Origin of the sequence: Streptomyces sp. ATCC 21386 (genome assembly GCF_018728545.1) — a bacterium.
Lineage (GTDB): Bacteria > Actinomycetota > Actinomycetes > Streptomycetales > Streptomycetaceae > Streptomyces.
In genome coordinates, this window is the sequence record NZ_JAAVVL010000001.1 from 9,452,665 (window position 1) to 9,476,600 (window position 23,936).

The 23,936-nt window shown below is 69.1% G+C and carries 12 protein-coding genes and 2 rRNA genes; 5 read left to right on the forward strand and 9 right to left on the reverse strand.

Going from position 1 to position 23,936, the window contains the following annotated elements; all coding sequences use genetic code 11:
* Positions 1-52 precede the first annotated feature (52 nt).
* From GWK25_RS40600 to GWK25_RS40610, 3 genes are all read right to left on the reverse strand, one after another.
* Positions 53-3,176 (reverse strand): 23S ribosomal RNA (locus GWK25_RS40600).
* A gap of 301 nt (positions 3,177-3,477) precedes the next feature.
* Positions 3,478-5,003 (reverse strand): 16S ribosomal RNA (locus GWK25_RS40605).
* The 16S and 23S rRNA genes sit together here, the layout of an rRNA operon.
* 689 nt (positions 5,004-5,692) lie before the next feature.
* The gene (locus GWK25_RS40610; protein ID WP_215456558.1) at positions 5,693-6,250 is read right to left on the reverse strand and encodes a MarR family winged helix-turn-helix transcriptional regulator; all 558 of its coding nucleotides are present in this window, start codon (positions 6,248-6,250) and stop codon (positions 5,693-5,695) included.
* Positions 6,251-6,415: 165 nt separating this feature from the next.
* Here GWK25_RS40610 and GWK25_RS40615 point away from each other — a divergent pair, with 165 nt between their 5' ends.
* Positions 6,416-7,684 (forward strand): MFS transporter, encoded by a 1,269-nt coding sequence (locus GWK25_RS40615; protein WP_251829255.1) that lies wholly within the window; start codon positions 6,416-6,418, stop codon positions 7,682-7,684.
* 35 nt (positions 7,685-7,719) lie between these two features.
* On the opposite strand, the gene GWK25_RS40620 is transcribed toward GWK25_RS40615, so the two are convergent.
* Genes GWK25_RS40620 through GWK25_RS40630 form a run of 3 tightly spaced genes read right to left on the reverse strand, consistent with a single transcriptional unit; the run spans position 7,720 to position 11,546 of the window.
* Positions 7,720-10,449 (reverse strand): hypothetical protein, encoded by a 2,730-nt coding sequence (locus GWK25_RS40620; protein WP_215456560.1) that lies wholly within the window; start codon positions 10,447-10,449, stop codon positions 7,720-7,722.
* A gap of 34 nt (positions 10,450-10,483) precedes the next feature.
* Positions 10,484-11,176, reverse strand: coding sequence for an ABC transporter ATP-binding protein (locus tag GWK25_RS40625; RefSeq protein WP_251829256.1), 693 nt, complete (start codon positions 11,174-11,176; stop codon positions 10,484-10,486).
* Position 11,177: 1 nt separating this feature from the next.
* A complete protein-coding gene (locus tag GWK25_RS40630; RefSeq protein WP_215456562.1) occupies positions 11,178-11,546 on the reverse strand; it encodes a peptidase inhibitor family I36 protein in 369 nt (122 codons plus the stop codon).
* A gap of 296 nt (positions 11,547-11,842) precedes the next feature.
* On the opposite strand from GWK25_RS40630, the gene GWK25_RS40635 reads away from it, so the two are divergent.
* On the forward strand, positions 11,843-12,490 hold the full coding sequence (locus tag GWK25_RS40635; RefSeq protein ID WP_215456564.1) for a response regulator transcription factor: 648 nt from the start codon (positions 11,843-11,845) through the stop codon (positions 12,488-12,490).
* Between the two features lie 10 nt (positions 12,491-12,500).
* On the opposite strand, the gene GWK25_RS40640 is transcribed toward GWK25_RS40635, so the two are convergent.
* Together GWK25_RS40640 and GWK25_RS40645 are read right to left on the reverse strand one after the other, a co-directional pair.
* A complete protein-coding gene (locus tag GWK25_RS40640; protein WP_215456567.1) occupies positions 12,501-14,171 on the reverse strand; it encodes a SpoIIE family protein phosphatase in 1,671 nt (556 codons plus the stop codon).
* Positions 14,172-14,397: 226 nt separating this feature from the next.
* Complete coding sequence (locus tag GWK25_RS40645; RefSeq protein ID WP_215456569.1) at positions 14,398-15,762, reverse strand: NAD(P)/FAD-dependent oxidoreductase; 1,365 nt, start codon at positions 15,760-15,762, stop codon at positions 14,398-14,400.
* 483 nt (positions 15,763-16,245) lie between these two features.
* Here GWK25_RS40645 and GWK25_RS40650 point away from each other — a divergent pair, with 483 nt between their 5' ends.
* Positions 16,246-17,049 carry a TetR/AcrR family transcriptional regulator gene (locus GWK25_RS40650; RefSeq protein WP_215456575.1) on the forward strand — a complete coding sequence of 268 codons (804 nt, stop codon included), beginning with the start codon at positions 16,246-16,248 and terminating at the stop codon, positions 17,047-17,049.
* Between the two features lie 414 nt (positions 17,050-17,463).
* Positions 17,464-19,365 (forward strand): sigma-70 family RNA polymerase sigma factor, encoded by a 1,902-nt coding sequence (locus GWK25_RS40655; protein ID WP_215456577.1) that lies wholly within the window; start codon positions 17,464-17,466, stop codon positions 19,363-19,365.
* Positions 19,366-19,576: 211 nt separating this feature from the next.
* Here the strand turns inward: GWK25_RS40655 and GWK25_RS40660 are convergent, their stop codons facing one another.
* Positions 19,577-21,670, reverse strand: coding sequence for an asparagine synthase-related protein (locus GWK25_RS40660; RefSeq protein ID WP_215456579.1), 2,094 nt, complete (start codon positions 21,668-21,670; stop codon positions 19,577-19,579).
* Positions 21,671-22,384: 714 nt separating this feature from the next.
* On the opposite strand from GWK25_RS40660, the gene GWK25_RS40665 reads away from it, so the two are divergent.
* The gene (locus GWK25_RS40665) at positions 22,385-23,809 is read left to right on the forward strand and encodes an MFS transporter (RefSeq protein WP_184892229.1); all 1,425 of its coding nucleotides are present in this window, start codon (positions 22,385-22,387) and stop codon (positions 23,807-23,809) included.
* Positions 23,810-23,936: the final 127 nt, after the last annotated feature.

Genomic DNA, 23,936 nt, shown 5'->3' on the forward strand with positions numbered 1-23,936 from the left:
AGAAATGGGGTTGTTCGTGGTTTCAGAACCAACACAGTGGACGCGAGCAACTGAGGACAAGCCCTCGGCCTATTAGTACCAGTCAACTCCACCCGTTACCAGGCTTCCATATCTGGCCTATCAACCCAGTCGTCTACTGGGAGCCTTACCCCATCAAGTGGGTGGGAATACTCATCTCGAAGCAGGCTTCCCGCTTAGATGCTTTCAGCGGTTATCCCTCCCGAACGTAGCCAACCAGCCATGCCCTTGGCAGAACAACTGGCACACCAGAGGTTCGTCCGTCCCGGTCCTCTCGTACTAGGGACAGCCCTTCTCAATATTCCTGCGCGCGCAGCGGATAGGGACCGAACTGTCTCACGACGTTCTAAACCCAGCTCGCGTACCGCTTTAATGGGCGAACAGCCCAACCCTTGGGACCGACTCCAGCCCCAGGATGCGACGAGCCGACATCGAGGTGCCAAACCATCCCGTCGATATGGACTCTTGGGGAAGATCAGCCTGTTATCCCCGGGGTACCTTTTATCCGTTGAGCGACGGCGCTTCCACAAGCCACCGCCGGATCACTAGTCCCGACTTTCGTCCCTGCTCGACCCGTCGGTCTCACAGTCAAGCTCCCTTGTGCACTTACACTCACCACCTGATTGCCAACCAGGCTGAGGGAACCTTTGGGCGCCTCCGTTACCCTTTGGGAGGCAACCGCCCCAGTTAAACTACCCATCAGACACTGTCCCCGATCCGGATCACGGACCCGGGTTAGACATCCAGCACGACCAGACTGGTATTTCAACGACGACTCCACCCGAACTGGCGTCCGAGCTTCACAGTCTCCCAGCTATCCTACACAAGCCGAACCGAACACCAATATCAAACTGTAGTAAAGGTCCCGGGGTCTTTCCGTCCTGCTGCGCGAAACGAGCATCTTTACTCGTAGTGCAATTTCACCGGGCCTATGGTTGAGACAGTCGAGAAGTCGTTACGCCATTCGTGCAGGTCGGAACTTACCCGACAAGGAATTTCGCTACCTTAGGATGGTTATAGTTACCACCGCCGTTTACTGGCGCTTAAGTTCTCAGCTTCGCCACCCCGAAGAGTGACTAACCGGTCCCCTTAACGTTCCAGCACCGGGCAGGCGTCAGTCCGTATACATCGCCTTACGGCTTCGCACGGACCTGTGTTTTTAGTAAACAGTCGCTTCTCGCTGGTCTCTGCGGCCACCCCCAGCTCAAGCAGCAAGTGCTATCACCAGGTGTGGCCCCCCTTCTCCCGAAGTTACGGGGGCATTTTGCCGAGTTCCTTAACCATAGTTCACCCGAACGCCTCGGTATTCTCTACCAGACCACCTGAGTCGGTTTAGGGTACGGGCCGCCATGAAACTCGCTAGAGGCTTTTCTCGACAGCATAGGATCATCCACTTCACCACAATCGGCTCGGCATCAGGTCTCAGCCACAAGTGCGACGGATTTACCTATCGCACGGCCTACACCCTTACCCCGGGACAACCACCGCCCGGGATGGACTACCTTCCTGCGTCACCCCATCACTCACCTACTGCAAGTCTGGTTCGTCGGCTCCACCACTCCCCTTCACCCGAAGGATCCGGGACGGCTTCACGGACTTAGCATCGCCTGGTTCGATGTTTGACGCTTCACAGCGGGTACCGGAATATCAACCGGTTATCCATCGACTACGCCTGTCGGCCTCGCCTTAGGTCCCGACTTACCCTGGGCAGATCAGCTTGACCCAGGAACCCTTGGTCAATCGGCGCAAACGTTTCTCACGTTTGTATCGCTACTCATGCCTGCATTCTCACTCGTGAACCGTCCACAACTCGCTTACACGGCTGCTTCACCCGGCACACGACGCTCCCCTACCCATCACGATCCCCGTTGGGGGTATATATCGCAATGACACGACTTCGGCGGTACGCTTGAGCCCCGCTACATTGTCGGCGCGGAATCACTAGACCAGTGAGCTATTACGCACTCTTTCAAGGGTGGCTGCTTCTAAGCCAACCTCCTGGTTGTCTCTGCGACTCCACATCCTTTCCCACTTAGCGTACGCTTAGGGGCCTTAGTCGATGCTCTGGGCTGTTTCCCTCTCGACCATGGAGCTTATCCCCCACAGTCTCACTGCCGCGCTCTCACTTACCGGCATTCGGAGTTTGGCTAAGGTCAGTAACCCGGTAGGGCCCATCGCCTATCCAGTGCTCTACCTCCGGCAAGAAACACACGACGCTGCACCTAAATGCATTTCGGGGAGAACCAGCTATCACGGAGTTTGATTGGCCTTTCACCCCTAACCACAGGTCATCCCCCAGGTTTTCAACCCTGGTGGGTTCGGTCCTCCACGAAGTCTTACCTCCGCTTCAACCTGCCCATGGCTAGATCACTCCGCTTCGGGTCTTGAGCGTGCTACTAAAGTCGCCCTATTCGGACTCGCTTTCGCTACGGCTACCCCACCCGGGTTAACCTCGCAACACACCGCAAACTCGCAGGCTCATTCTTCAAAAGGCACGCAGTCACGAGACACCAAGCAAGCTTGATGTCCGACGCTCCCACGGCTTGTAGGCACACGGTTTCAGGTACTATTTCACTCCGCTCCCGCGGTACTTTTCACCATTCCCTCACGGTACTATCCGCTATCGGTCACCAGGGAATATTTAGGCTTAGCGGGTGGTCCCGCCAGATTCACACGGGATTTCTCGGGCCCCGTGCTACTTGGGTGTCTCTCAAACGAGCCGTACAGATTTCAGCTACGGGGGTCTTACCCTCTACGCCGGACCTTTCGCATGTCCTTCGCCTATCCATACGGTTTCTGACTCGTCCTGTTGCCGGCAGACAACAGAAGAGAGATCCCACAACCCCGTATACGCAACCCCTGCCGGGTCTCACACGCATACGGTTTGGCCTCATCCAGTTTCGCTCGCCACTACTCCCGGAATCACGGTTGTTTTCTCTTCCTGCGGGTACTGAGATGTTTCACTTCCCCGCGTTCCCTCCACACTGCCTATGTGTTCAGCAGTGGGTGACAGCCCATGACGACTGCCGGGTTTCCCCATTCGGAAACCCCCGGATCAAAGCCTGGTTGACGACTCCCCGGGGACTATCGTGGCCTCCCACGTCCTTCATCGGTTCCTGGTGCCAAGGCATCCACCGTGCGCCCTTAAAAACTTGGCCACAGATGCTCGCGTCCACTGTGCAGTTCTCAAACAACGACCAACCACCCGTCACACACCACCTACATGGTGCTTCACCGGGGCCGGCAACTGAAGGAAAGTTCATTCCCTCAGACACCCAACAGCGTGCCCGACCAGATTCCGTCCGGAGATCATGTTTTCCACGCTCTTGCGAGCAGTACTAACAGCCTCCGGCCCGTGAAACCGGCCGAATAATCAACGTTCCACCCATGAGCAACCACCGTCGGACGTTCGCCGACGTTGTGGCCCTGGATCTCTTGCGAGATCTAGATGCTCCTTAGAAAGGAGGTGATCCAGCCGCACCTTCCGGTACGGCTACCTTGTTACGACTTCGTCCCAATCGCCAGTCCCACCTTCGACAGCTCCCTCCCTTGCGGGTTGGGCCACCGGCTTCGGGTGTTACCGACTTTCGTGACGTGACGGGCGGTGTGTACAAGGCCCGGGAACGTATTCACCGCAGCACTGCTGATCTGCGATTACTAGCAACTCCGACTTCATGGGGTCGAGTTGCAGACCCCAATCCGAACTGAGACAGGCTTTTTGAGATTCGCTCCGCCTCACGGCTTCGCAGCTCATTGTACCTGCCATTGTAGCACGTGTGCAGCCCAAGACATAAGGGGCATGATGACTTGACGTCGTCCCCACCTTCCTCCGAGTTGACCCCGGCAGTCTCCTGTGAGTCCCCATCACCCCGAAGGGCATGCTGGCAACACAGAACAAGGGTTGCGCTCGTTGCGGGACTTAACCCAACATCTCACGACACGAGCTGACGACAGCCATGCACCACCTGTACACCGACCACAAGGGGGCGACCATCTCTGGCCGTTTCCGGTGTATGTCAAGCCTTGGTAAGGTTCTTCGCGTTGCGTCGAATTAAGCCACATGCTCCGCTGCTTGTGCGGGCCCCCGTCAATTCCTTTGAGTTTTAGCCTTGCGGCCGTACTCCCCAGGCGGGGAACTTAATGCGTTAGCTGCGGCACCGACGACGTGGAATGTCGCCAACACCTAGTTCCCACCGTTTACGGCGTGGACTACCAGGGTATCTAATCCTGTTCGCTCCCCACGCTTTCGCTCCTCAGCGTCAGTAATGGCCCAGAGATCCGCCTTCGCCACCGGTGTTCCTCCTGATATCTGCGCATTTCACCGCTACACCAGGAATTCCGATCTCCCCTACCACACTCTAGTCTGCCCGTATCGAATGCAGACCCGGGGTTAAGCCCCGGGCTTTCACATCCGACGCGACAGACCGCCTACGAGCTCTTTACGCCCAATAATTCCGGACAACGCTCGCGCCCTACGTATTACCGCGGCTGCTGGCACGTAGTTAGCCGGCGCTTCTTCTGCAGGTACCGTCACTTTCGCTTCTTCCCTGCTGAAAGAGGTTTACAACCCGAAGGCCGTCATCCCTCACGCGGCGTCGCTGCATCAGGCTTTCGCCCATTGTGCAATATTCCCCACTGCTGCCTCCCGTAGGAGTCTGGGCCGTGTCTCAGTCCCAGTGTGGCCGGTCGCCCTCTCAGGCCGGCTACCCGTCGTCGCCTTGGTGAGCCGTTACCTCACCAACAAGCTGATAGGCCGCGGGCTCATCCTTCACCGCCGGAGCTTTCCACCACCAAGAGATGCCCCTAGTGGTTGTATCCGGTATTAGACCCCGTTTCCAGGGCTTGTCCCAGAGTGAAGGGCAGATTGCCCACGTGTTACTCACCCGTTCGCCACTAATCCCCACCGAAGTGGTTCATCGTTCGACTTGCATGTGTTAAGCACGCCGCCAGCGTTCGTCCTGAGCCAGGATCAAACTCTCCGTGAATGTGTACCCGTAATCGGGTGCAAACCACGAGAGCGGAACCACCGGAGGAATAGTCCGATGGTTCACAGCGTCCTCGCTGTGTTTGTTTCAAAGGAACCTCGTCCCAGCTGATGCTGGAGACGGGGTATCAACATATCTGGCGTTGATTTTTGGCACGCTGTTGAGTTCTCAAGGAACGGACGCTTCCTTTGTACTCACCCGAGTTGCTCTCGGGCTTTCCTCCGGGCAGTTTCCCTTCGGTCTTGCTGTCTTGCGTTTCCGACTCTATCAGACCGTTTCCGGTTCCGATTTCCTCGGTGCTTTCCAGGTTTCCGCTTCCGCGTTTCCCTTTCCGGCGGTTCCGACTCTATCAGATCCTTTCGGGCCTGATTCCCAGTCAGCGGGAGTTGTCTTCGCGGCTGTTGGGCCGTTCCGACGTCCCAAACCTTAGCGGATCTGTCCGGCAGTTCCCAATCGGGCCTGTCGAACTCATCCGAACCCAAATCGAATTGAATTCGGGCACACCGAATTCGCCCCGGTTGGGAGATCGAGCTGGTTGGTTTGGGTGCCGCTCGAAGCGGCGGAGGTGCTGTCGCAGAACCGTTACGGCTCCGCGGCAACCCGAAGAACTCTACGGATCACGGGGTGGACTGTCAAGCTTCCCCCAGGTGACCCACGGCCAAACCTCGGCCGCCCCCAAGCGTACGGCCTCAGTCGAGGTCGGTGAGACGTCCGCCGGCGTCCGGCTGGGCGTGCTCGACGCGGCGGAGGAGTCGGGTCAGGACCTCGCCGAGGACGGTGCGTTCCAGCGGTGAGAGGTCCTGGAGGAGGTCCTCCTCGAAGACGGAGGCGAGGCGCATGGCCGCCAGCCACTTCTCGCGACCGTCGGGGGTGAGCTCGACGATGACGCGGACGCGGTTGTTCTCGTCGCGCTCCCTCGTCACCAAACCCTCCGCGACCATGCGGTCGATGCGGTGGGTCATGGCGGCCGGCGTCAGACCGAGTCGCTTGGCCAGCTCGCTCGGGCCCATCCGGTACGGGGCGCCGGAGAGGACGAGAGCCTTCAGGACCTCCCACTCGGCGTTGCTGATGCCGAGCTCCGAGGTCTGGCGGCCGTAGGCGACGTTCATACGGCGGTGGAGCCGGGAGAGGGCCGAGACGATCTTCTCGACCTGGGGGTCGAGGTCCTGAAACTCGCGCTGGTAGGCGGCGATCTGCTCTTCGAGTGTCGGCTCGGCGCTGCCGGAGGTGCCTGGGGTGTCGCCCATGGGACCGCAGTATGGCACGCCTCGCTTGGCATCGAAGTCCTTCGGAGTGTAGTGTTTAGGTTCTAAGTTTTAGCTTCGAAGTCTTCACTGCTAACGCCTGTTCGGGCGGGCGGGGGGCTTCCCTTACCTAGACAGGTGAATGTGACCAGGGGAATGGGCGCAGCGATGCGCCGGATTCATGTGGGCAACGCGCTCGGCGCGTTCGGACTCGGCTTCACCGTCCCGTATCTGTACGTCTATGTGGCGCAGGTGCGGGACCTCGGCGCCATGACGGCGGGGCTGGTGCTGGCGGTCTTCGCCGTCGCCGCGCTGATGGTGCTGCCCTTCGCAGGGCGGGCCATAGTCCGGCGCGGGCCTCTTCCGGTGCTGCTCACCGCCCTGGCCACCGCCGCCGTCGGGTCGCTGGGCCTCGGCCTGGCCGCCAGTGCGACGACCGTGCTGTCGTCCGCGGCGGTGCTCGGAGCGGGGCAGGCCGTGGTGCAGCCGGCGCTCGCGACGATGATCGTCGACTGTTCCGGTCCGGAGGACCGGTCGCGGGCCTTCGCCACCCAGTTCTTCCTGCAGAACCTCGGGCTCGGGGTCGGCGGACTGATGGGCGGGCACCTCGTCGACGCCACGCGGGCGAGCTCCTTCATCCTGCTGTTCTCCATACAGGCGGCGATGTTCCTGCTGCTCGTGGGTGTGATGGCGACCGTGCGGATGCCGCGTGCGCCCAAGGTCGAGGACGTGCCCGCGGGCGTGTCGGCCAAGGGGAGCTGGAAGCAGTTGCTCGGCAACCGGGCCATGGTCCAACTGTGTGTGCTGGGCTTCGTGCTGTTCTTCGCCTGCTACGGGCAGTTCGAGTCGGGGCTGAGCGCGTACGGAGTGGAGGCGGCCGGCATATCGACCTCCGCGCTCGGTACGGCGCTGGCGGCCAACACGGCGGTGATCGTGATCGCACAGTTCGCCGTGCTGCGGTTCGTGACGCGGCGCAGGCGGTCGCGGGTGATCGCGGCCGTGGGGCTGATCTGGGCCGTGGCTTGGGCTGTCGCGGGCTTCGCGGGCCTGGGGCACGGGAGCCAGGAGATGGCCGTGGCCGCGTTCGTGTCGACGTACGCGCTGTTCGGGCTGGGGGAGGCGATGCTGTCGCCGACCGTCGCTCCGCTGGTCGCGGATCTCGCTCCGGCCGGGCTGGCGGGGCAGTACAACTCGGCCTTCGCGCTGGTGAAGCAGCTCGCGCTCGCGGTCGGTCCGGCGGTGGGCGGGCCGATGGCCGCCTCGCTGCACGCGCCGTACATCGTGGCGTTCCTGCTGTGTTCGCTGGGCATCAGTGTGCTGGCGCTGCGGCTCGGGCGGCAGCTCACGGCCGTGCAGGATCAGCCCGCGCTCGCGAGCAGCCGCGTGGTCGCCGGGAGCGGGGCCGGTGCCGGGGAGCCGGTGGTGGCCCGGGCCTGACGCCCCGGCCGTGAGGACGTCGTGCGCGGCGCCCCTCAGCTGCCCCGGGCTTCGGCCACGCGGAGCTTGTGGGCGGAGAGGACGGCGGCGAGCAGTGCCGCGGTGTAGGTCGCCGCGGCGAGTACGCCCAGTTGCCACCAGGGGACGCTGAGGACGAATCCTGAGATCTGGGAGGCCAGCACCACGGTGGGGACCACGGCGATGAGCAGACCGAGGAGGGTGCTCACCGCGATGAGGATGCCGTGCTGGCAGAGCAGCACCTGGCGGGCCCAGCTCGGTGGGATGCCCACGGCGATCAGTCGGGCGAGATAGCGGCGCAGGATGCGGGTCTGGCTGCGGGTCGCGGCCAGTACGGCGGCGAGGGCCAGCAGCACCAGACCCACGGCGGTGGCCAGGAGCGCGGCCGGGGGCACCGGGTCGTCGGGTTCCACGTGGATCAGGACGGCGCCGGCGTCCATGCCGGCGTCGACGACGGCCTGCTGCAGGGCCCGCGCCTCGGTGTCGGGGACGCCGGTGACCATGATCGGGCCGTGGGCCTGGATCGGCAGGTCGAGGGCGTCGGCGGTGGCGCGCAGCATGATGCCGTCGGAGCCGGTGCGCCATTCGGCCGGGCGGACCTCGACGGCGGTCTCGGGCAGTTCGGCGGTGCTGCCGAGGACCTTGTCGCCCTGGCGGACGACGAGGGAGGTGCGCGCGTCCGGGCCGGTGGGGGCATCGGGGGTGTGGGCCCAGACGAGCAGGCCGCCGTTTCGCAGGACGGAGGTCTGGGCCGGGTCGAGTCGACGGCCGATCAGCCGTTCGACATCAGCGGGTGTGTCCGCGGCGAGCAGGCTGCCGTCGTCGCCTTCCCGGCTGGCCATGCGGGGGTTGTCGGGGTCGTCGTCCATCAGGTAGCGCGGTTCCGTGCGGCGCAGCCCGTCGAGTACCCCGGAGGCTTCGACGGTGCGGAGCAGGGCCTCGCCGGGCGGGAAGGTGTCGCTCTCGTGGCCGGCCAGCAGGACCTGGCCCGGCAGCACCGACGGGTAGGACTGCTTCTCGGCTGTGCGGATCAGAGTGTCCAGAAGGGTGACATAGCCGAGGGACGCGCCGAAGAGCACGGTGAGGACGGCCAGGGCGGCACAGGCCCGGGACCGGTCGGCGGCGAGCTGCCGGCGGACGAGCCGGCGGCGGGGCCCGCCTTCCGGGAGGAGTCTGAGCACCCCGGAGAACACCTCAGGGATGATCAGCAGCACGGCGGCGATCAGGATGCCGGTGAGGATCATGGCCTGCGGGGGCGAGTCGACCCAGGTGACGTACACGACCGTGGCGCACCAGGCGGCGACGGCCAGCAGATGCCGGGCGTCACGGGCACGGCGGGCGCCCGGGCGCTCCTCGGCCCGAGCGGCCTCGTCGTCGGTGTGCGGGCGGGCGGGTGCGTCACGCCGGGTCCGGGCGAGTACGGCGCCGGCGATCAGGCCGGTCACGAGGACCACGGCGAGGAGGCGCAGCGCGGGCGAGGCGAGGTCGTCGAGCGGGCCCGCCGGGCTGTCGCGCAGGTGGGAGATGAGCAGACGGGCGCCGAGGCCCACGAGGACACCGGCCACGGCTCCGCACGCGGCCGCGGCCAGGGACCAGGCCAGTGCGGCCAGCGCGGGGGCCAGCGCCGCCGTCGTACGGGGGACACCCACGGAGGTCAGGGAGGCGGTGGTGCGGCGGAAGCGGCGGCCGTTGAGGCCGAACACGAGGAGGACGGCCGCGGCGGGAACCAGGATCGACGGGACGGTGTAGCCGGCGGGGGTCTTCTCGATCCAGGTCTTCTGCGGACGGGCCACCAGTTGGTCCCTGGTCACCAGGGTGGCGGCCACGGCGTTCTGCCCGTCCTCCCGGATCGCGGCGGCCTCGGGGCTGTCGCCGCCCTCGGCCCAGGTGCGGGCCGCGGCCGTGAAGGCGTCGACGACCTCCTGCTGCCTGTCCCCCGCCCACATCACGTCCATCTGGGCGGTCAGCACGGGGAATCCCTCGCTGAGCGCGGGGTCCAGCGCGGCCCAGGTGCCCGGTCCCAGCAGCAGGTTGGTGGTGTCGGCGGCCCGGTCGTCGACAGTGGCCACGACCTTGAGCCGTACGTCGCCCAGCACGGTGAGTGTCGTGCCCACCGGGGTGCGTACGTCGTCCGGCTCGGTGACGGCCACCTCGCCGGGGCGGCTCGGCCACTCGCCGGTCAGCAGCTCGTACCGCTCGGGGTAGGGCCGTGCGGACCAGTCGCTCTCCAGCGCCGTCACATTGCGGGCCGGTGTGGTGTTCAGCTGGACGTCGGTGGCGCTGAGCACGATCTCGGCGTCCGTGGCGTCGGCGTCGCGCATCCGGGAGCGGAGGTCGGTGAGGAAGGTGTCGTCGCCCGGTGGCAGGGACACGCCGCTGCCGTAGCCGACCTTGGCTCCGAAGCGGCCCAGTTCGTTCTGCGCGACCTGCTCGCCGGACAGGGACAGGGTCCGCAGGGTGACGAACATGCCCATCACCAGCAGTCCGGCGACGAACACGATCGCCACCGACCGGGCCAGCGCACGCGAGCGGGCCAGCCGCCGGGCCAGCCGGGTGGTCAGCCGGGCCCGGTCGGCGAACGCCATGCGGCCGTGGACCGTGGGGCCGGGCGCGGTGCGCGCGGAAGCCGTACGGTCCCGAGCCGAGCGATCGCCGACCGCGGCGTCACCGGAAGCACCGGCGGCCGAGCGGTCGTCGGTCGTGTCTTCGTCGGCCGAGCGGTCATCGGTCGTACTGTCGTGGGTCATGCGGCGCCGGGCCCCCGTGTCGTCTCCATGGTGGTCACGAGCGGGGTTCCAGACGGCCGTCGACGACCTCGTAGACGGTGTCGGCGAAGTCGCGGCAGCGGGGGTCGTGCGAGCAGATCACGGCGAGTACGCCGTCGTCGCACAGGGTCCGGAACAGCTCGAACAGTTCGCGTGTGGTCGTCGAGTCCAGGGCACCGGTCGGCTCGTCCGCGAGCAGGACGGAACGCTGTCCGGTGAGCGCCCGGGCGACGCCGACCCGCTGGCGCTGCCCGCCGGACATCTGCCACGGCATGCGGTCCTCCAGCCCGGCCAGGCCGACGCGGGCCAGTTGGGCCAGCGCCTGCTCACGCGCTTCGGCGACCGGGACACCGCATGCCTCCAGGGGCAGCGCGACGTTCTCCACCGCGCTGAACTCCTCGATCAGGTTGTGCTCCTGGAAGACCACCCCGACGGTGCGCAGCCGGAGCTCCGCTCGCCGGGCCTCGTCGGCCGTGCTCACGTCCACACCGCCGACCTGGATCTCGCCGGAGTCGGCGAGATCCAGGCCGGCGAGCAGATTGAGCAGCGTCGACTTGCCGGAGCCGCTGGCGCCGTAGATGCACACGAACTCCCCCGCCCGGGCGGTGAAGTCCACGTCCCTCGCGGCCCAGACCGTCTCGGCCGCGGAGTGGTAGGCCTTGCACACTGCGCTCGTCCGGACGAGCGGTGCGCCAGCGGCTGTCGTCAACTCAGCATCCGTTCCGTGTACGCCACGACGTGATCTCGTCGCTGTTCCAGGGGGCGACGTTGTCGTCGGTGTCGTTCCTGTGCATGTCCTGCTTGTCGCCCGAGCCGTTGGAGTGCTGGGCCATACAACCGGTGTGGGTGGCCGAGCGGTTGGCCCACGAGTCCATCTCGTCGTTGCGGTCTCCACTCAGGTTGGTCCAGGTGGTGGAGCCGTGGGCGCGCTCGCCGATCAGCCAGTGGAAGTCGTTGTTGCCCCACATGCACATGTTGTTCGTGTTGCACTCGCTCAGCGACGCGTGGGCCACGCCTCCCGTGGTGAACAGGGTCGCTCCCACGAACATCGTCGCCGCTATCGCTGTCTTGATTCTCATTGTTTCGTTCCCCCATCGTGTGCGGTCTGTTCGCTTCACAACCCTGGGGCACCAGCCGTCACCGCTGTACCCCACAGGTGGGGGAGTCCTCGTCACCGCCCACCCGGCCGGGGAGTTGACACCGGGGCCTCCTCCCCGTAGAGGCACTTTGCGCTTGACCGACCCCATCCCAAGTGTGAAGCTGCACGCGTTTGTTGAGGTCTTAACAACGCGCTCTTGACCACAGCGCGTCTTTCGTGTCCAACCAGCCTGACCTGACGGGGGAACAGATGGTTCGTGTCGCGTTGGTGGCTCCCATGCTTTCCGCACGTATCGCGGTTCGCACGGTATTGGAGGAAGTACAGCAGTTCACTCTCGTCGCCGAGGGTGCTCCCGGCACTCTGGCCGACATCGTTCGCTGGTCCCGGCCCGACGTCGTGGTGATCAGCCACGCGGCGGAGAGCGAGGCCCTGCACACGCTTCTCCGGCTCGGCGGACCCGCCGGTGTCGTTCTGTGCGAGCAGCTCACCGGCCACGGCACACGCCAACTGCTCCGGCACGGCGCGACGGGCATCCTGCGCCGTGCCACCGCCGCCCTGCACCTGCCCTGGGCGGTGACCGCGGCAGCCCACGGCGGTCTCGCGCTGGACCCCTGTCTGACGGAGACCATGAGGCGCGCCTACACCAGACCCGCCTCGCCCGACCGGGAGCACGCCCCGGCAGCGGCGCTGGTGTCCGCGCTCACACCGCGTGAGAGGGAGATCCTCGCGCTCGTCGGCGACGGGCTCCCCAACCGGGAGATCGCCGACCGTCTCAGACTGAGCCCCGACACCGTCAAGGACCACCTTCGGCGCATCTACACCAAACTCGGTGTCGAGACCCGCCTGCACGCGGCCCGTGTCGCCTGGCGCGCCGAGATCGACACCGCCCGCCGGGCGGACGCGCAGGTGCCCGAATCCGTGTGAGGGCCGCCTCTCAGGCCGTCCCGGGCAGGGCGAACTCGCACCACACCGCCTTGCCGCCGCCCGGTGCCCGGCGGCTGCCCCAGTTGGAGGCGATGGTGGCGACGATGGCGATGCCGCGGCCGGACTCGTCGGCGGGGTCGGCGCGCCGGCGCCGGGGCAGGTGGTCGTTCCCGTCGGTGACCTCGACGATGAGGCGGCGGTCGGTGCGGCGCAGCCTCAGCCGCATGGGCGGGGTGCCGTGCTGGAGGGAGTTGGCGACGAGTTCGCTGGCGGCCAGGACGCCCAGGTCGTGGAGTTCCGGTGGGAAGCGCCAGCTGGTGAGGACGCCGGAGGCGAACGCGCGGGCGCGGGGCGCCGCTTCGACGCCGCCGAGGAGTTCCAGCGCGGCGTTGCGGAAGAGTTCGCTGTCGGGGCCGGTGCGGGCGGGGTGCTGGAGGACGAGGACGGCCACGTCGTCGTCGTGGTCGGCGGTGACGCCGGTGGAGCGCACCAGTCGGTCGCAGACGACCTGCGGGGTGCCCGTGGCACCGGACAGGGCGCGTTCCAGGGCGGCGATGCCCTCGTCCAGGTCCTCGTTGCGGCGCTCCACGAGGCCGTCCGTGTAGAAGACGGCCGTGGAGCCGGGGCCGAGGGGGATCGAGCCGGAGGAGTGGGTCCAGCCGCCGGTGCCGAGCGGCGGGCCGGTCGGTTCGTCGGCGCGCAGGACCGTGCCGCTCTCGTCGCGGACGAGGATGGGGAGGTGGCCCGCGGAGGCGTAGACGAGACGGCCCTCGTTGGGGTCGTGCACGGCGTAGGCGCAGGTGGCGATCTGGTTGGGGTCGATCTCCGTGGCCAGGCCGTCGAGCAGTTGCAGGACCTCGTGGGGCGGGAGGTCCAGGCGGGCGTAGGCGCGGACGGCCGTACGGAGCTGGCCCATGACCGCGGCGGCGCGCACGCCCCGGCCCATGACGTCGCCGATGACGAGGGCGGTGCGGCCGCCGCCGAGGGTGATCACGTCGTACCAGTCGCCGCCGACGGCGGTCTCGGTGCCGCCGGGGTGGTAGACGGCGGCGATGCGCAGGTCGTCGGGCTGTTCCAGTTCCTGCGGGAGGAGCGAGCGCTGGAGGGTGACGGCGGTCTCGCGCTGGCGGCGCTCGCTGGCGCGCAGGCGTTCGGCGGCCTCGGCGTGGTCGGTGACGTCGGCGGCGAAGATCAGTACGCCGCCCTCGCTCCGCTCGGCACCGCTCGGTACGGCGACGGGGGTGCAGGTGATCGTGTAGCTGCGGCCGCCGGGCGCCTTGCGGGACTTGACCGTGCGGGGTCTGGAGCTGCGCAGGACCTGGTCGAGGAGCGGGAGGAGGCCGAGGGCGTCCAGCTCGGGCAGGGACGCGCGGGCCGGTTCGCCGAGGGGGCGGGCGCCGAAGGCCGCGGTGTAGGCGTCGTTGACGTAGGCCGTGCGGTGGTCGGGGCCGTGGACGAGGGCGACGAGGGCCGGGATGCGGTCGAGGATCTCGCGGGTGGGGAGGTCGTCGACGGCGGGCACGGTCGGGTGGTCGTCCGGAGGGTCGTCGCTCTGCCGTTCGACGCGGGCCGCGGGCACGGAGCCTTCGCCGCGCCGGTCCGGGGTGACCGTGTGTTCGGTCCGCGCTGCGGCGCGGCGCTGCGTACCGGGGAGCCGGGCGCTCCAGCGCGTGAAGTTCACCGAATCCTTGCCTCGTGCCTCGTGTGGTCGTCTGTGGCCGGCTCCGGATCCGGCCGGTGGCCCGAGGGGTTGCCCCGGGTGCGGCGGTGGGGGACGCCTGGTCGTGGGTACGTGTGGGCGAGGGGGTGGCCCCGCCCGGGATCATGGATCACGTCGCGGACCAGTCTGGCCGACCGGACCGACATCCGTCAGACGTCGGCCGGAACGGTGGAGTTCCTGGATCCGGTCAGGACGACCCCTTCGGGTTCTCAGGAGGCTTTCCACCGGCCGCGAGTTCGAACTCCGCACGGGGATGTTCGAGTGATCCGAGCGAGACGATCTCCCGTTTGAAGAGCCCGGAGAGGGTCCATTCGGCGAGGACGCGGGCCTTGCGGTTGAAGGTGGGGACCCTGCTGAGGTGGTACACGCGGTGCATGAACCAGGCCGGGTAGCCCTTCAGCTTCCGCCCGTACACGTGGGCGACGCCCTTGTGCAGGCCCAGGGAGGCGACCGAGCCCACGTATTTGTGCGAGTACGTCTCCAGCGGTTCGCCGCGCAGGGAGTGGGCGATGTTGTCGCCGAGGGTGCGGGCCTGGCGGACGGCGTGCTGGGCGTTGGGCGCGGTCTCCCTGCCGGCCTCGGCGGTGACGTCGGGAACGGCGGCCGCGTCACCGGCCGCCCAGGCGTGCGCGACGCCCTCCACCGACAGCTCGGCGGTGCACTTCAGCCGCCCGCGCTCGTTCAGCGGCAGGTCGGTGGCGGCGAGGACCGGGTGCGGTTTCACCCCGGCCGTCCAGACGACCGTACGGGTCGGGAAGCGGGCTCCGTCACTGAGGACGGCGACGCGGTCGGCACACGATTCGAGGCGGGTGTGCAGCCGTACGTCGATGTTGCGGCGGCGCAGTTCGGTGACCGTGTAACGGCCCATCTCCTCGCCGACCTCCGGGAGGATGCGGTCGGAGGCCTCCACGAGGATCCACTTCATGTCCTCGGGCTTGACGTTGTGGTAGTACCGCGCGGTGTAGCGGGCCATGTCCTCCAGCTCGCCGAGCGCCTCCACGCCGGCGTAGCCGCCGCCCACGAAGACGAAGGTCAGGGCCGCGTCGCGGATCGCGGGATCGCGGGTGGAGGAGGCGATGTCCATCTGTTCGATGACGTGGTTGCGCAGGCCGATGGCCTCTTCGACGGTCTTGAAGCCGATGCCGTGGTCCGCGAGTCCGGGGACGGGCAGGGTGCGCGAGATCGATCCGGGGGCGAGGACCAGTTCGTCGTACGTCAGCTGCTCGGCGACCGAGCCCTCCTCCTCGGTGGCGAGGGTGGTGACGGTCGCGACGCGCTTGGCGTGGTTGATCGCGGTGGCCTCGCCGACGACGACCTTGCACTTGTCGAGGACCCGGCGCAGCGGCACGACGACGTGGCGGGGCGAGATGGAGCCCGCGGCCGCCTCCGGAAGGAAGGGTTGATACGTCATATAGGGGTCGGGGGACACGACGACGATCTCGACGTCCCCGCGTCCGAGTTCCGGTTTCAGCTGTCGCTGCAAGCGCAGCGCTGTGTACAGCCCGACGTATCCGCCGCCGACGATAAGGATGCGCATCGGTTCCTTCACCATCCCATGACGCACCTTGCTCGCTGGTTTGTCCACAGGCCCGGCAATTTGTGTGACTGGTCTCCGTGGGGGCGCGGGCTTGGCCGATTCACCGGCGCATGCGGCAGGTGCGCAGGTCAGGTGGTGTGAGACCGGTTGCGGGAGGGGGCGCAAACCGGACGTAAACCGCCCGTACTCCGATCGAGGGGCGCTCCGTGCGGAACGTGCCCCTTCTGAATTGACTCCCTCTCAACTATGTTCGTGTGTCGACGGGGTGTAGGGGGATGCGTTCAAGAGGTTCGGTCGGGTCCGGGACCGGGGTTGTCGGTTTCGGGTTCGGGTCCGGATTCCGGGTGGTCCGCGACGGGCGGATCGGCCCGGGGCCGGTCGGGTCTCCGGCGAAGGTGATCGGTGACCGCCGAGGACCTTGGACGCTCGTTCCGCCGCTCCGGCTTCCGATGACGGGGAGAGTCTCCGGGGGGAGACGTCATTACCGGGGGAACACGTATGCATATTCAGGAGTCCCATTGGTCGTCCGCGTCCACCATCGCACCCGGCGGTGCGATCGGCTCGGCGGGCGGCAACGGACGCGGTGACGGAGTGCGTTCCACTCCGCTCCGCGTGGACGCACAGCGCAACCTCGAGCACGTGCTGCGCGCGGCGCGCGAGGTCTTCGGCGAGCTGGGGTACGGCGCGCCGATGGAGGACGTGGCCCGCCGCGCGCGGGTCGGTGTCGGCACGGTGTACCGGCGCTTCCCGAGCAAGGACGTCCTGGTCCGCCGGATAGCCGAGGAGGAGACGTCCCGGCTCACCGAACAGGCCAGGGTGGCGCTCGGGCAGGAGGAGGATCCGTGGCAGGCGCTGTCGCGGTTCCTGCGGACGTCGGTGGCCTCCGGCGCCGGGCGGCTGCTGCCGCCGCAGGTGCTGCGGGTCGGCGTCGCCGAGGACGGGTCCGACGCGGTCGGCGGGATCGGCGGGATCGACCCCGACGAGGCGCGGGTGCCGCAGCAGCGGATACAGCCGACGGCCGAGCTTCGGCTGGTGTCGGCGGATTCCGGTGCGGGTGGCTCCGTCGGTGGCCTTGGTGGGCCGGTGGACGACGCCGGGGCTTCCGCGCTGCTCGAGGTCGTGGGGCAGTTGGTGGAGCGGGCTCGGGCCGCGGGCGAGTTGCGGGAGGACGTGACTGTGGCGGATGTGTTGCTCGTGATCGCCACGGGGGCGCCTTCGCTGCCGGATGCCGCGCAGCAGGCTGCGGCGTCGGCTCGGTTGCTCGACATTCTGCTGGAGGGATTGCGGTCCCGGCCGGCCTGATCGTGGGCGGGTGAGAGGCGTTCGCGGTTCGCGGTTCGCGGTTCGCGGTTCGTTCAGGGGCGGTGTGGGGTGAGTTTTCGCCCCACACCGCCCCTACCCATTCCCATCACCAGGGGCGCTGCCCCTTCGACCCCGTGGGGTGCGTGGGGTGCGTTGTCGGTGCGGGTTCGGTGGGGGTTCTCGCGCAGTTCCCCGCGCCCCTTACCGGGCGCTTCTGACCGGCGGCCCGACGGGACCGTTCTGACGGGGTGCCGCCCTATTCGTGTTGCTCATATGAGTGAATCCGCGTACTGCGGTCTGGGAAGTGACCTCGGACGAGTGGTATGCCCGTAGTGCTAGGGACTGAACAAAAGCCAATATGGCACGCTGCCCTGGTGTTCGGGACTGGGTCGGCTGGCGGCGGGGGCTTCCGCGATGGGTGTTGACGGGCGGGACGAGCCGAAGTCGGCGGACGGGGCGGAGGCCGAGGCGGAGCCCCAGGTTCCGAGGCAAGGGGGGCGCGGTGTTCCCGCGCAGTGGGACCGTTCCGACTCCGGGGTGCTGCCGCCGCGGGCGCCTTCCGACGCCGATCTGATCGAGTGGATGCGGTCGGGGGACGACTCGGCGTACGAGGAGCTGTACCGGCGGCACGCGCAGGCGGTGCGCCGTTATGCCCGGACCTGCTGCCGCGACACCCACACCGCCGACGACCTGACGGCCGAGGTCTTCGCCCGGATGCTGCAGGCGGTACGGGGCGGCTCCGGACCGGAGCACGCCGTACGGGCCTATCTGCTGACGTCGGTGCGCCGGGTCGCCGCGACGTGGACGAGTTCCGCGAAGCGGGAGCAACTGGTCGACGACTTCGCGGTGTTCGCTGCCCAGGCGTCGCGCGGGGCCCAGGGGTCGGACAGCGACACGCTGGACCTGGGGGCCGATGTGCGGGCGATGCACGAGGCCGAGCAGTCGCTGGCGATGCGGGCGTTCCGTTCGCTGCCGGAGCGGTGGCAGGCCGTGCTCTGGCACACGGAGGTCGAGGACGAGTCGCCGAGCGAGGTCGCCACGCTCTTCGGGCTGGACGCCAACGGCACCCGGGTGCTGGCCAGCCGGGCTCGGGAGGGCCTCAAGCAGGCGTATCTGCAGGCCCATGTGAGCGCCACGCTCGCCGGGAACTCGGCGGAGTGCGGGCGCTACGCCGACCGGCTCGGCGCGTACGCCCGTGGCAGCCTGCGGACCCGGGCCGAGCGCGGGCTGCGCGCCCATCTGGAGGAGTGCGCGGCGTGCCGGCTGGCAGCCGGGCAGATCAAGGAAGTCGCGAGCGGGATCCCCGCCGTCGTACCCGTCGCGGTCATCGGGTGGTTCGGCGCGGCCGGGTACGCGAAGGTGGCCGCCCTCGTCGCCGGTGGCGCGGGGGCCGGTGCGGCCGGGGCCGCGGCCGCGGCAGGCGGGGCAGGTGGTGGGTCCGGCGGCGCGGGCGCGGGCATCGGTGGCGGGGCCGCCGCGGAAGGGCTCGGCGCGCCGGCGAAGGCCGGGATCGCGGTGAGCGTGGCCGGGATGGTCGCCGCGGCGGTGGCGCTCGCGCTGGCCAACGACGAGGTGGAACCCCGGGAGCCGTTGGCCAAGCCGCCCGCCTCGCAACCCGTCGAGGCCGCTCCGCAGCCCGCTCCCCCGACGCCGCCGGAGTCACGGCCCGCGCCGGACGCGCCCGCGCGGATGGCTCCGGTGTCCAAGCCGTTGCCGACGCCGAAGTCCTCGCCGTCGCGGGCCCCGGGTCCGGCCCCGTCCGCGAAGCCGGCGCCCGCTCCCGATCCCACGCCCACACCGACCGCCACTCCGCCCCCCGCGCCGCCGAAGCCGTCGCCCACACCGCCCTCGACGCCCGCTCCCCCGCCCCCGCCGCCTCCCTCGGCCGTCTACCGGTGGAACGAGCTGCGGTACGGCGTCCTCGGCGACGGCAGCGAGCCCGAGATGCGCCTCGGCGAGAGCAGCTGGGTCTGGCAGCGGTACGGGGTGGCGATCGCGGGGAAGCGGTACGCGAACGGGGTGACCGTGCACGGCCGCTCCTCCGTGACCATCGACCTCAACCGCCGGTGCGCCTCGTACAGCGCGCTCCTCGGTGTCGACGACCTGTCGCACGGCCTCGGCCGGGTCTACTTCTCCGTCTACGGCGACGGGGTCCGGCTGTGGAAGTCCGGGTTGGTGCGGGGCGGGGATCCGGCGGTCCCGGTCCGGGTGAACCTGAGCGGGCGGGAGACGGTACGACTGGTCGTCGAGCCGGACGGCCCGCACGACCTGGCGGTGCTGGCGGACTGGGCCGAGTCGTCGTTCAGGTGTGAGTGACGGCTCGGCCCCGGCGCCTCCTTCTCCGTCACCGAGTCGCCCTGCGCCGTCGCTCCGCTCGTCGTGGAGGTCGAGGCGGCCTTCCAGCGCACATCTGTCCGATCCAGAGGGAGGCCATCGACGGGAGACCGTCGATGGGAGACCGTCGGCGCACCCGAGGGTCGATCGCATCCGGATGCCGGGATTCCGATACGCCGGCCGAGCAGATCCGCTACGCCCGGCGGGCCGTCGCTCCCGTGCCCAGGGCGCCCCGCTGGGGGGTGATCCCGGCCGGGACCGCGCGCTGTCTGGCCGGGGTGCCGGTCCAGCAGGTGCCCCGGCGGGAGAGGAGGCGGCGGAGCCACAGTTCGAGGGCGACGAGGTCGGCGAGGCCGTCGAGCGGGAGGGGTTCGCCCTCGGCGGCGGCGCGCAGGGCCTTGCGGACCACCCGGGCCTCCACCAGCCCCGCCTGGGCGAGGAGCGGGGTGTCGAAGAGGGTGATCAGCGTGTCGGCGGACGTCCGCAGGCCGGTGCGGGCGGCCGCGGTGGAGGTCGCGTGCGACGGGGCGCCCCAGCCGGGCGGAAGGTCGGTGACGCCGGCGCCCTCGAGGACCGTACGCAGGATCGCGGCGCGGGCGCCCGGCTGGACGCGGAGGGCCTCGGGGAGGGCGCGGCAGGCGCGGACGACCTGGTTGTCGAGGAAGGGAATGTGGAGCCGCTGGGAGCGGATCTCCGCCGCCTGTTCGAGGACTCTGAGGTCGGCCGCGTGGCGGGCGAGGGCCGCGCGGGCACGGAAGTCGCCGGGGCGCTGGCCGGGGCCGACGGTGGGGCGGCCGGTCGTCGCACCCAGGCGAATCGATACTTCTGCCAGGGCCTCCCCGGTCAGCCAGCGGGCGGCGGGGCCGGGTCTGGCCCAGGTGAGCGCCGCCAGGGAGGCGCCCACCGCGCCTCCGGGCTCCTCGAAGCGGCGCTGCATCAGACGGGTGGCGAGGACTTCGACGCCGGAGCGGTACGGGGTGCGGGACAGCTTGCGGGCGGCGCTGTAGACGCGCGCGGGGACCATCACCGAGCCGTCGGCCTTGGCGAGGGCGGCGACCGGGCGCACCAGGTGGCGGCGTTTGCGGTCCATCAGGAGGTCGGCCAGCCGGGCCGGGTGGGCGTCCAGGACCTGACGGGCGCCGTAGCCGGTGAAGTGGTCGGCGCTGCCGGAGGCCAGGCGGGCGCGGTGCCGGGCGGCGGTCACCAGGGAGGGGCCCGGCTCGTCGGTGAGGGGGACGTCGAGGTCGGCGTACGGGAGGACCTCCTCGCCGCCGGTGACGACGACATGGTGGAGGCGGGGGTTGGCGGCCAGGGTGCCCGCGCGTTCCAGTTCGGTCTCGCGGCCGGAGGTGACCAGGTCGTTGAAGGTGACGGCCAGCAGGCGCTCGCCGGCGCCGGTGCCGTGGCCGAGGACCGTGCCGGGGGCGCCGGGCAGGCCGGCGGCGAGCAGGGCCAGGGTGCCGGAGGCGGGGCCGCCGGAGACGTCGGCTCCTATGCCGGGCACGGGCATGCCCCGGGCGGCGCGGCGCTCGGCCGGGCCCATGCCGGGGACCGGGCCGGGATCGACGTCCGGCACGTGCCGGGGGGCGGCGAGGCGGACCCGTACGGACTCCACGAGGGCGTCGCGGACGGCGTCCACCGCGCTGGCCGGGTCGGCGGAGGGGGCTGCCACGGCGAGGGAGGCGACCGGCTCGTAGCCCGCGATCTCACGCGCCCCGGCGCGCAGGATCAGTGCGTGCCCCGGAGGAATGCGGCGCACGCCGTCGTACGGCGTGGAGTCCTGGAGGGCGTCCGGCACGTCGGGGGCGGCCAGCAGGGCGGCCAGGTACCCGAAGTCGAGGTTGGCCTCGACGAGGTCGGCCAGCGGCAGGGCCGCGGTCGCGTAGGCCGTGCCGCCCGCCCAGGGGGTGTGGAAGACCGGGCGCGCGCCCGCGAGGTCGCCGCAGACGGTCACCCGGCGGCCGACCTGGACGACGGCGGTGTAGCTGCCGGGCCAGGCGGTGAGATGGCGCAGGGCGCCGCCGCGGGCGGCGAACAGGCCCACGCGCAGCTGCTCGTCGGAGGCTCCGCAGATACCGAGGACGGCGATCCGCGTCTGGGCGTCGGCCTGCACCACCCGTACCTCGTCGGGGCGCCAGTCGCCGACGGCCCACAGCGGGTCGGGGTCGCCCCAGAGCAGGTGCGAGCCGACCGGGTGCACGGTCTCGCCGTCGTGTCCGGTGGCGCCGGCGGAGCCGTGGGCGGGCGCGCCAGCGGCGGTACTGCTCCATCCCACCAACCACCGCATCGACGCCTCCACAGGCTGTGGACAACCGGTGCACCGTACGAACGGGTCCCATGCTGCCACGAAGGAGGCCCCTCGGAGGGCGCGCGGCACGGCTTGCACACCGGCAAGTGCGCCCCTGGGGAGCCTTGAGCGCTCCCCCGTCACACCCTCAAGTCGCCCTGGAGAAGGGGCGGTCGACAAAGGAGGACCCCGGGTCTACGACGTGAATGCGCCCCCGGTACGCTCCCCCAAAACACCTAACGCGCCCTCAAGAGACGTGGTCGGGGCGGTATTCACCCTCGACGACCAGCGTCGATTTTCGGCCAAATCGGCCGCGAAGGGCGGAGTTCACCCGATCCTCCCGCCACCCCCGATGGCGACTCAGCGTCAACGCACAGTCCGGGAGGCGGAGTTCGCCCCCCGGACCGGTCCGCCGCCCGCGGGGATGTAGGCGACGGTGTCCCCCAGCCCACTGGATCCAGTACAGCGGGCCGACCCACGCACGACCATGGAACCGCTCCCCCGGTGGCCGGAGAAGAGCGCACGGACGGGCGCACGGCCACACAGCGGGAGCACGTGACAACACTCCGTACTTCGTCCGCACTTTCGTACGGACCACATTCCCGCCATCCGGATTTGGGCCCCTTAACGCTTGGGATGCGGCGAACTACGCTGGGTTTACGAATGCCGCGTGCCTATGCCGCCGCGGCAGCCGTCTGTTCGAGGGGTGGCGCAATGTCCAGGGAGCAACGCGGGCCGAACGAAAAACTCGGCGCCGTTCTCGCCCTCGCGGGAATCAGCAACGCAGGACTCGCGCGTCGCGTCAACGATCTTGGCGCTCAACGCGGGTTGACACTTCGCTACGACAAGACCTCGGTGGCGCGGTGGGTCTCCAAGGGCATGGTCCCCCAGGGTGCCGCGCCGCATCTCATCGCGGCCGCGATCGGGCAGAAGCTCGGCCGCCCGGTGCCGCTGCACGAGATCGGCCTGGCGGACGCGGATCCCGCCCCCGAAGTGGGCCTCGCCTTCCCCCGTGACGTCGGACAGGCGGTGCGCGCGGCGACGGAGCTCTACCGCCTCGACCTGGCCGGCCGCCGCGCGGGCACCGGCGGCATCTGGCAGTCCCTCGCCGGCTCGTTCGCGGTGAGCGCGTACGCGACGCCCGCGTCACGCTGGCTCATAACCCCGGCCGACAGTTCGGTGGCGCGCGAAGCGGGCTCCGTGGAGGGCTCCGGGTCGCCGCTGAAGGTCGGCCACAGCGATGTGCAGAAGCTGCGGGAGGCCGCCGAGGACGCCAGGCGCTGGGACTCCAAGTACGGAGGCGGCGACTGGCGTTCGTCGATGGTGCCGGAGTGCCTGCGGGTCGAGGCGGCGCCGCTGCTGCTCGGCTCGTACTCCGACGAAGTCGGCCGCGCCCTCTTCGGAGCGTCCGCCGAACTCACCCGCCTCGCCGGTTGGATGGCCTTTGACACGGGTCAACAGGAGGCCGCGCAGCGGTACTACATCCAGGCGCTGCGGCTGGCGCGGGCCGCGGCCGACGTGCCGCTCGGCGGGTACGTCCTGGCGACGATGTCGCTGCAGGCGACCTACCGAGGCTTCGGGGACGAGGGCGTCGACCTCGCGCAGGCCGCGCTGGAACGCAACCGGGGGCTCGCCACCGCGCGCACGATGAGCTTCTTCCGGCTCGTCGAGGCGCGGGCGCACGCCCGTGCGGGCGACGCGGCCGCCGCCGGTGCGGCGCTCAAGGCCGCCGAGGGGTGGCTGGAGCGGGCCCGGGACGGCGACCACGACCCGAGCTGGCTCGGGTTCTACGGCTACGACCGGTTCGCCGCGGACGCGGCCGAGTGCTACCGCGACCTCAAGGCACCGCGCCAGGTGCGCCGCTTCACCGAGCAGGCGCTGTCGCGGCCGACGGAGGAGTTCGTACGCTCGCACGGGCTGCGGCTCGTCGTCTCCGCGGTCGCGGAGCTGGAGTCCGGCAACCTCGACGCGGCGTGCGAGCAGGGGGTACGGGCGGTGGAGGTCGCGGGGCGCATCTCCTCGGCGCGCACCACCGAGTACGTGAAGGATCTGCTGCACCGGCTGGAGCCGTACGGGGACGAGCCGCGGGTCATCGAGCTGCGGGAGAGGGCGCGGCCTCTTCTGATGACGCCGGCGTAGGGATCGGGGCGCCTGATCGTCTGCCGGGCCGCTCCTCGGTCGGCGGCCGCGGGTCGTTCGTGGCTTGTCGCGCAGTTCCCCGCGCCTCTGACGGGGCGCGGGGCTTTGGTCGCCCGGTGTCCGGACG

Bases quoted from the DNA above. Each gene is read 5' to 3' on its own strand.
- GWK25_RS40610 (WP_215456558.1), bottom strand. From the start codon at position 6,250: ATGGGCGACACCCCAGGCACCTCCGGCAGCGCCGAGCCGACACTCGAA.
- GWK25_RS40615 (WP_251829255.1), top strand. From the start codon at position 6,416: ATGCGCCGGATTCATGTGGGCAACGCGCTCGGCGCGTTCGGACTCGGC.
- GWK25_RS40620 (WP_215456560.1), bottom strand. From the start codon at position 10,449: ATGACCCACGACAGTACGACCGATGACCGCTCGGCCGACGAAGACACG.
- GWK25_RS40630 (WP_215456562.1), bottom strand. From the start codon at position 11,546: ATGAGAATCAAGACAGCGATAGCGGCGACGATGTTCGTGGGAGCGACC.
- GWK25_RS40635 (WP_215456564.1), top strand. From the start codon at position 11,843: ATGCTTTCCGCACGTATCGCGGTTCGCACGGTATTGGAGGAAGTACAG.
- GWK25_RS40645 (WP_215456569.1), bottom strand. From the start codon at position 15,762: ATGGTGAAGGAACCGATGCGCATCCTTATCGTCGGCGGCGGATACGTC.
- GWK25_RS40650 (WP_215456575.1), top strand. From the start codon at position 16,246: ATGCATATTCAGGAGTCCCATTGGTCGTCCGCGTCCACCATCGCACCC.
- GWK25_RS40655 (WP_215456577.1), top strand. From the start codon at position 17,464: ATGGGTGTTGACGGGCGGGACGAGCCGAAGTCGGCGGACGGGGCGGAG.
- GWK25_RS40660 (WP_215456579.1), bottom strand. From the start codon at position 21,670: ATGCGGTGGTTGGTGGGATGGAGCAGTACCGCCGCTGGCGCGCCCGCC.
- GWK25_RS40665 (WP_184892229.1), top strand. From the start codon at position 22,385: ATGTCCAGGGAGCAACGCGGGCCGAACGAAAAACTCGGCGCCGTTCTC.